A 7,427-nucleotide genomic window follows, 5' to 3' on the forward strand; every position below is an offset into this window, starting at 1 on the left:
GGCATGAAGGACGACACCGTCTATCAGATGACGAAATCGATCTATGAGAGCCTGCCCGACCTGACGGCGGCGCACGCGGCAGCGCGCGAGATCAAGCTCGAGAACGCCCTTTCCGGAATGCCCATTCCCATGCACCCGGGCGCAGAGCGCTATCTGAAAGAAAAAGGCGTCACGAAGTAGCGAACGCGGACCACACGTCAGATCACTTCAAGCCGGGGCGGGTTTCCGACCCCGGCTTTTGCATCGAACGCGTATCGAATCCAGAAGGACCAGTCGGATGAGCCATGGCATGAACGCGCCGGAGATCGCAGAGCTCGAAGCGCCTGCCGAAAACCCGGAACACGGCCTGCCCGAGAACTTCGGTGAGGGTCTGCTCGGACGGGTGCTGTTCTGGATTGCCGTATCGTTCTCGATTTTTCAGGTCGTCACGTCGTTCGGTATTCCGCTCGATATTCCTCTCGTCGGCAGCGTCACGGCAATCCATCTTCTCCTCATGACACTCGTGATCTGGGCGGCGTGGCTCGGCGTCGAGCGGATGCGCGGGCGCTCGATCACCAACGGCGTGATGGCCTGGCTCGCCGTCGCACTTGCGTTCGGACTCATCGTCAAATTCGGTGGAAGTTTGCCAAGCCAAGTCGTTCGCGCGCTGCATGTCGGCTTCTTGTGCCTCGTCGCCGGCGCGATGATCGCCAATCATCGGGCGACCAATTCGACATCGCGCTTCATCGGGTGGGCCATTGGCCTCGCAGGCTTTGCCGTCGGCCTTTATCAATGGGCGCTCTACAACGATCTCGTTGTGCGGGCCGGAGAGCTGACCGGATCCGATCTCGTCGTCGGCATCACCGCGCTCGTGCTTCTGATCTTTCTGGTCTATCGCGTCATGGGCCCGGCGCTTCCGATCGTCGCCAGCTTGTTCCTGGCCTATTGTCTCCTCGGCCACCTTCTGCCTGCACCGCTCGATCATCGCGGATACACCCTGGAGCAAGTGATCGAGCACATGTCCTTCGGCACGGAAGGAATTTATGCGGTCCCGACACTCGTCTCGGCGACATACATCTTTCTCTTCATCCTGTTCGGCGCTTTCATGGAGAAGGCGGGCGTCATCGATTTCTTCAACGACATCTCGATGGCGGTGTTCGGCGAMAAGCTCGGAGGGCCGGGCAAGGTCTGCGTCGCTTCGTCAGCGTTGATGGGTACCGTGTCCGGTTCCGGTGTCGCCAATGTGGTCGCCTCAGGTCAGTTCACCATTCCGCTGATGAAGCGTTTCGGTTTTCCCGCGGCATTCGCGGGCGGCGTCGAGGCGACGTCTTCCATGGGCGGACAGATCATGCCGCCGGTGATGGGCGCCGTCGCGTTCATCATGGCCGAGACCATCGATGTTCCTTACGCCAAGATCGTTGAAGCGGCGATCATTCCGGCAATTCTCTACTTCGCCGCGTGCTATCTCGCGGTCCATCTCGAAGCCGGCAAGCTCAATCTGCGAGGTCTTGCCAAGGATCAGTTGCCAAGCGCGTGGGCGGAACTGAAGAGGAATTGGTTTCTGATCACGCCGCTCGCCGTCCTCGTCTATCTCTTGTTCACGGGCTATACGCCGCTATTCGCAGGTGCCGTCGGCTTGTCGTTGACCGTCGCTTTGATTCTCGGCGTCGCCATCGCGGCCGGCCTCGCCCTGCCGGCGCTGCGCGTCGCCTTCTGGATCGCACTGGCGCTGATCTCGGCGGCATCTCTCGCGGCAAGCGTGACGCTCGTCGTGGTCGTCGTCGCGGTTCTCTCCGTGTGGAACGCATTCTCGGGCCGCGGGCGCACGACGCTGCAGGTGTGCGTCGACGCCATGGCGGACGGAGCGCGTCAGGCGTTGCCGGTTGGTCTCGCCTGCGCCGTTGTCGGCATCGTCATCGGCACGATGACATTGACCGGACTAGGCACCATCGTCGGCACCTGGATGATTTCGATCGGCAAGGACAATCTCTTCCTCGCGCTTGTCCTGACCATGGTGTTCAGCCTCATTCTCGGCATGGGCATTCCGACCATTCCCAACTACATCATCACCTCTTCGCTCGCCGCGCCGATCTTGCTGAAGCTCGACGTGCCGCTGATCGTGTCGCACATGTTCGTGTTCTACTTCGGCATCATGGCCGACCTCACGCCGCCCGTCGCACTCGCGGCATTCGCGGCCGCACCAATGGCGAAGGAATCGGGGCTGAAGATCGGCGTGCAAGCGGTGCGCATCGCTCTACCCGGCTTCGTCATTCCGTACATGGCGGTTTACGATCCGGCGCTGATGCTGCAGCCCGTGCCGGGCCTCGAAGGCGCGAGCTACTGGATCGCCGTCGTCTACATCGTGATCAAGGCCTGTCTTGCCGTGGGCCTCTGGGGCGTCGCCGCAGTCGGCTACTTCCGGACGCCCATTCGCTGGTGGGAACGGCTCTGGGCAGCCTGCGCCGCGCTGCTGCTGGTGCTCGCCATTCCTCTCACGGACGAGTTTGGATTCGTCCTCTCCGCGGCGTTCATCGGCTACCATCTCTGGCGTACGCATCAGGCTCCGGCGTCGTTCGCGAGCCGATGATCTGTCTTCTCGCCGGGTCGACGATCGCGCCCCTGATGGCGGGCGCGATCACGCTGGCCTGGACCCATTCGGTCGAGAAGATTCTTTGGGAGGAAGATTGGCGGCAAGGACCCGCGGGGCTCGAACTCGTCGAGGCGCGCGTGCGGGGATCGGGAGCCGGCATGGAGCCGCCGTCGGGCGCACAATATGCAGACGGGGTCTGGCGTTGGCGACCGAGCGTGCCGCCGCAACACGAGGTCGTCTTGCGCCGTTCGGGCGCCACCGCGGATTGGCAGATCTGCATCGCCGGGCAGTGCCGCCCGATGGCGGGCTACGTTCCGCCCGACGCTGATCCCGTCGTCATGAAAACGTGCGATTGAAAGACGGCGATCGCCTCAGGCGTGCTCGGTCAACGGCTCGATCTTGACGCAATGGCGCCAGAGCACGACGAGGGCATAGGCCGCGATGAGGCTGAACAGGCCCATCAGGATATATCCGAACGTCGCGCCGAGATCGAACAGGCCCGCGAGCGCCCAGCCGCCGGACAAGGCGACGGCGAATACCTCCGTGCCGATCAGGATCATGATGCTGACCACGGTCAGGACGTTGCGCCAGTTGATGCGGGTCGGCTTGGCCAAGTCGAAACTCCGTTTTTCCGGGGTTAGGACCTACCGAGATTCCGGTGCGGGGGCAAGTCCTGCGAAGAAATCGGCAAGTCCTGCGAAGAAGGCGGGCCCTTTGCCCTAGCTAGCGACACCGGCGTTCATCAGGCCGAACAGKAGGCCGAGGCCGAGCACGAGCACGAAAGCCGCGGCCAAAAGCTCGATGCCGGCCATCGCCGCGGCGCCGCCGATACCACGCCCGCCGGCGATCCGAAGCGCCAGCGATTTAGCGAAAACCGCGAGGGCGGCGATCAAACCCGTCGTGAGAGCAGTCCCCAGGGCCATGGCGAAGGTCGAGGCAATGCCGGCGAGAAAGAGCCCCTGCGACATGGCGAACACCAGAACCACCAGCGCTCCGGCACAGGGGCGGATCCCGGCGGCGAGGGCGACGCCGGCCATCTCACGCCATTTCGTGAGGCGATCGAAGGCTTCGGGCGGGGGCAGATGCACATGGTCGCAGGTCTCGTCCTGGACGGCGAGGGGGTCTCGCGCCAGCGCCAGGATGCCGAGAAGTTTCCCCGATTTGCGCCAGGTGATCAGCGCGCCCATCAACGCGACGACGGCGAAACTCGCCATTTCGACCTGCGAGGTCAGGGCATTCATGGTCGCGGCGGTGGCGCGCAGGACAAAGGCGATGATGCCGACGATGAGAATGGCGACGAACGCCTGAATCAGGGCGGCGGCGAGGCTCAAGCCAAACCCTTTGCGCAGCGCCTTCTCGTCGGCGATCAGGTAGGCCGAAATCACCGCCTTGCCATGACCTGGGCCGGCGGCATGAAACACGCCGTAGGCGAAGCCGATGAGAAGCAGCGACCCGAGGGCCGCGCCATTGTCCTTCAATTCGCGTACGGACGCCTGCAGGCTCTTATAGAAGCTCGCCTGTACGGCAAGAATCTGCGCGCCGAAGGCGCCGGAGGGGGCCGCTTCGCGGACGCCCATGCCGAACGGGTTCTTGACGGGCGTGGGCGAGGCGGGCGCGAAGGCGGCGACGATCAGAGCGAGGACGGCCGCTACCAGGATTGTCGCCGCGGCAGCGAGCGCGATCCGCTGCCAGAGGCGGCCCTTTGCGGGCTCCGACGCGGCGAGGGGTTCTGCCGTCACGGACATGCGATGATCGCCCGGTTGGCGTATTGCGTTCCGAAACTCGCAGCCGCCGGGTTCTCGAAGAAGCTCTCCGTCAGCGCCTGCTGAGCACCCATGTCGAGGTTCTTGGCGCGCGTCACGGTGATCGAGCAACCAGGAGGATTGCCCACCATCTTGATGGCGTCCTTGTCGTTCTGGATCTCGAAATAGACGAAGAACGAGGGATCGTTGATCTCGACCGAGATCGCGCCGCCGCCCGCCACCGGTGTCTTCAGCGGCAGAAAGAACGACAGAATGATCTTCTCGCCCTCGAAGACCATGCCATAATCGCGCGGGACGTCGAAGCGCTGCTTCTTTCCGTTCGATTTCAGCATCGTGAAATAGTCGAACTCGACAAGCGATTCGGTATTTTCCTTGGCGAGGTCCTTCAACTCGTCGGGCGTCAGCTTGCCATCGCTGTTTTTGTCGAGGCCTTGCGTGACGTAAGACGAATAGGCTTCGTCGAAAGCCCAGGTGTGTCGGACGCCCGTCGCTTTTCCATCGACGAAGACAATGTCGGCCTTCGCCGTCACCCAGACGTGGGGATGGGCAGAAGCTGGTGTCGCGAGGCCGGCCAACACGGCCATCAGAACGATTTTGAGACCAAGGCGAGGTTTCATGCGTTTATCTTGAATGGCAAGGCTTGCCGAAAAGGAGCGCAAGGCTTGTCGAAGGAGCCTTGCCGAAGAGGGGCTACGAACTCGCTTGGACCGCAATTCTAGGAGGCTTGCAAGTTTTCAAGCCTTGCAAGCGAAAGGAGGCCAAAGGGAGGCAGGGCGGTTGATTGACGCTGCCCCATTCATATGTCAGCATTACTGACATAAATAAAAGAACAACAAGACCGGACCACCGGCGGACTTTGAGGGCGCCAGAGGAGGAAACGGGCAATGACCGCAGGTCATGTAGCTCTCCGGGACGTATCGCTCGACGACAAGTACGATCTGACCAAGGACCGTGTCTTCGTGACAGGGACCCAGGCCATCGTGCGTCTGTTGCTGATGCAGCGTGAGCGGGATCGCCGCGCCGGGCTGAATACGGCCGGTTTCGTTTCTGGCTATCGCGGATCGCCGATCGCGGGGCTCGATCTCAATCTTTGGCGGGCAAGACGCTGGCTCAAGGACGAACAGATCGTCTTTCAGCCGGGCCTCAACGAAGAGCTCGCGGCGACCGCCGTTTGGGGTTCCCAGCAGGCGGAGCTGCACGGCGAAGGCAAATACGACGGCGTTTTCGGCATGTGGTACGGCAAGGGCCCGGGCGTCGATCGTTCCGGCGACGTCTTCCGCCACGCCAACATGGCCGGAACCTCCAAGCACGGCGGCGTACTCGCCCTGATGGGGGACGATCACACGGCGGAATCCTCCACCGTCGCGCACCAATCCGAATTCCACTTTCTCGACGTGATGATCCCGATCCTCAATCCGGCGGGTGTCCAGGAAATCCTCGATTATGGGCTCTACGGATATGCCATGAGCCGGTTCTGCGGCACGTGGGTCGCGTTCAAATGCGTGAAGGAGAACATCGAATCGACGGCGTCCGTCGATGGTTCTTTCGATCGTGTGAAGATCATCATGCCCGATGATTTCATGATGCCGCCTGGCGGCCTCAACATCCGCACCCGGGACGCCGTGCTCGATCAGGAGGCGCGGCTGCAGGATTACAAGCGCGACGCGATGATCGCCTTCGTGCGCGCCAACAATCTCAACCGCATCATTCTCTCGGGCGGACGCACGCCGAAAATCGGCGTCATCACTGTCGGCAAATCGTATCTCGATGTCCGCCAAGCCATGGACGAGCTCGGTCTCGACGAGGTCAAGGCCAACGACATGGGGCTGCGGTTGTACAAGATCGCCTGCCCTTGGCCGATCTCGCAGCGCGAATTGCTCGCCTTCGCCGAAGGCCTCGACATGATCATCGTCGTCGAGGAAAAGCGTTCGCTGATCGAAGTGCAGGTCCGCGAAGAGCTTTACGGCAGCGCCAACCAGCCGATCTGCATCGGCAAGAAGGACGAGAGCGGCAGCTGGCTGTTTCCGGTCAAGGGTTCGCTCGATCCGAACGACATCGCCATCGTCATCGGCGAGCGTCTTCTCAAGTACTACCGCAACGACGATCTCGCCGGTCGCGTCGCGCGACTGAAGGAGGCGCAGGCAGTTCTTGCCGCGACGAGCGACATCGCGACGCGCACGCCGCATTTCTGCTCCGGCTGCCCGCACAACACTTCGACCAAAGTGCCGGAGGGCATGCGCGCCTATGCGGGCATCGGCTGCCACTACATGGTGCAGTGGATGGACCGCGCCACCGAGGGCTTCACGCAAATGGGCGGCGAAGGCGCGAACTGGGTCGGCGAGGCGCCGTTCTCGACGCGTGACCACGTTTTCCAGAACCTCGGCGATGGCACCTACAACCATTCCGGCGTCCTGGCATTGCGTTGGGCGATCGATACCAAAACGAACATGACCTACAAGATCCTGTTCAACGACGCGGTCGCCATGACGGGCGGACAGCCGCACGAGGGCGGATTGACGGTCGATCAGGTCGCGCGCCAGGTACGTGAAGAAGGCGTCTCCCGCATCGCGCTCGTTTCCGACGAACCGGACAAGTATCCGAAGACGACGCAATGGCCGTCCGGGACCACGTTCCACCACAGGGACGATCTCGAAGCGGTGCAGCGCGAACTCGCCACGATTCCCGGCGTCACGGTCATGATCTACGATCAGACCTGTGCCGCGGAAAAGCGTCGTCGCCGCAAACGCGGCGAATATCCGGATCCCGATAAGCGGGTCATCATCAATGATCTGGTTTGCGAGGCCTGCGGCGATTGTTCTGTGCAATCGAACTGCGTCGCGGTGCAGCCTGTCGAGACCGAGTTCGGGCGCAAGCGCCAGATCGATCAATCCAACTGCAACAAAGATTTCTCCTGCGTCAAAGGCTTCTGCCCGTCCTTCGTGACCGTGCATGGCGCCAAGATGAAGAAGGCTTTGCCCGCGACCGGCGTCACCGACGGCATCGACTTGAAGCCGCTGCCGGATCCGGTCATCCCGCCGATCGATCTCACCTTCAACGTCATCGTGACGGGCGTCGGCGGAACGGGTGTCGTCACC

7 protein-coding genes are annotated in these 7,427 nt (G+C 62.3%); 4 read left to right on the forward strand and 3 right to left on the reverse strand.

Annotation, left to right across the window (positions count from 1 at the left end):
• From AC1DT3_RS08485 to AC1DT3_RS08495, 3 genes are all read left to right on the forward strand, one after another.
• Nucleotides 1–180 (forward strand): TAXI family TRAP transporter solute-binding subunit (locus AC1DT3_RS08485; RefSeq protein ID WP_477464815.1); only part of this gene is annotated, 180 nt, incomplete at its 5' end.
• A gap of 97 nt (nucleotides 181–277) precedes the next feature.
• Nucleotides 278–2,566 carry a TRAP transporter permease gene (locus AC1DT3_RS08490; protein ID WP_477464816.1) on the forward strand — a complete coding sequence of 763 codons (2,289 nt, stop codon included), beginning with the start codon at nucleotides 278–280 and terminating at the stop codon, nucleotides 2,564–2,566.
• Nucleotides 2,563–2,925, forward strand: a complete 363-nt coding sequence (locus AC1DT3_RS08495; protein ID WP_477464817.1) for a DUF1850 domain-containing protein — start codon at nucleotides 2,563–2,565, stop codon at nucleotides 2,923–2,925. The genes AC1DT3_RS08490 and AC1DT3_RS08495 overlap by 4 nt, the downstream gene beginning before the upstream one ends.
• Before the next feature lie 15 nt (nucleotides 2,926–2,940).
• On the opposite strand, the gene AC1DT3_RS08500 is transcribed toward AC1DT3_RS08495, so the two are convergent.
• The 3 genes from AC1DT3_RS08500 to AC1DT3_RS08510 form a co-directional block, all read right to left on the reverse strand.
• On the reverse strand, nucleotides 2,941–3,165 hold the full coding sequence (locus AC1DT3_RS08500; RefSeq protein ID WP_477464821.1) for a hypothetical protein: 225 nt from the start codon (nucleotides 3,163–3,165) through the stop codon (nucleotides 2,941–2,943).
• Between the two features lie 123 nt (nucleotides 3,166–3,288).
• Entirely contained in the window at nucleotides 3,289–4,314 is a 1,026-nt protein-coding gene (locus AC1DT3_RS08505) for a nickel/cobalt transporter (protein WP_477464818.1), read from the reverse strand.
• Nucleotides 4,305–4,949 carry a DUF1007 family protein gene (locus AC1DT3_RS08510; protein WP_477464819.1) on the reverse strand — a complete coding sequence of 215 codons (645 nt, stop codon included), beginning with the start codon at nucleotides 4,947–4,949 and terminating at the stop codon, nucleotides 4,305–4,307. Before AC1DT3_RS08510 ends, AC1DT3_RS08505 begins: the two co-directional genes overlap by 10 nt.
• Before the next feature lie 267 nt (nucleotides 4,950–5,216).
• Here AC1DT3_RS08510 and AC1DT3_RS08515 point away from each other — a divergent pair.
• Nucleotides 5,217–7,427, forward strand: a 2,211-nt coding sequence (locus tag AC1DT3_RS08515) for an indolepyruvate ferredoxin oxidoreductase family protein (protein WP_477464820.1), incomplete at its 3' end; no start/stop codon positions are given.

The organism is Microvirga sp. P4_G7, assembly GCF_056401005.1.

Bases quoted from the DNA above. Each gene is read 5' to 3' on its own strand.
- AC1DT3_RS08495 (WP_477464817.1), top strand. From the start codon at position 2,563: ATGATCTGTCTTCTCGCCGGGTCGACGATCGCGCCCCTGATGGCGGGC.
- AC1DT3_RS08510 (WP_477464819.1), bottom strand. From the start codon at position 4,949: ATGAAACCTCGCCTTGGTCTCAAAATCGTTCTGATGGCCGTGTTGGCC.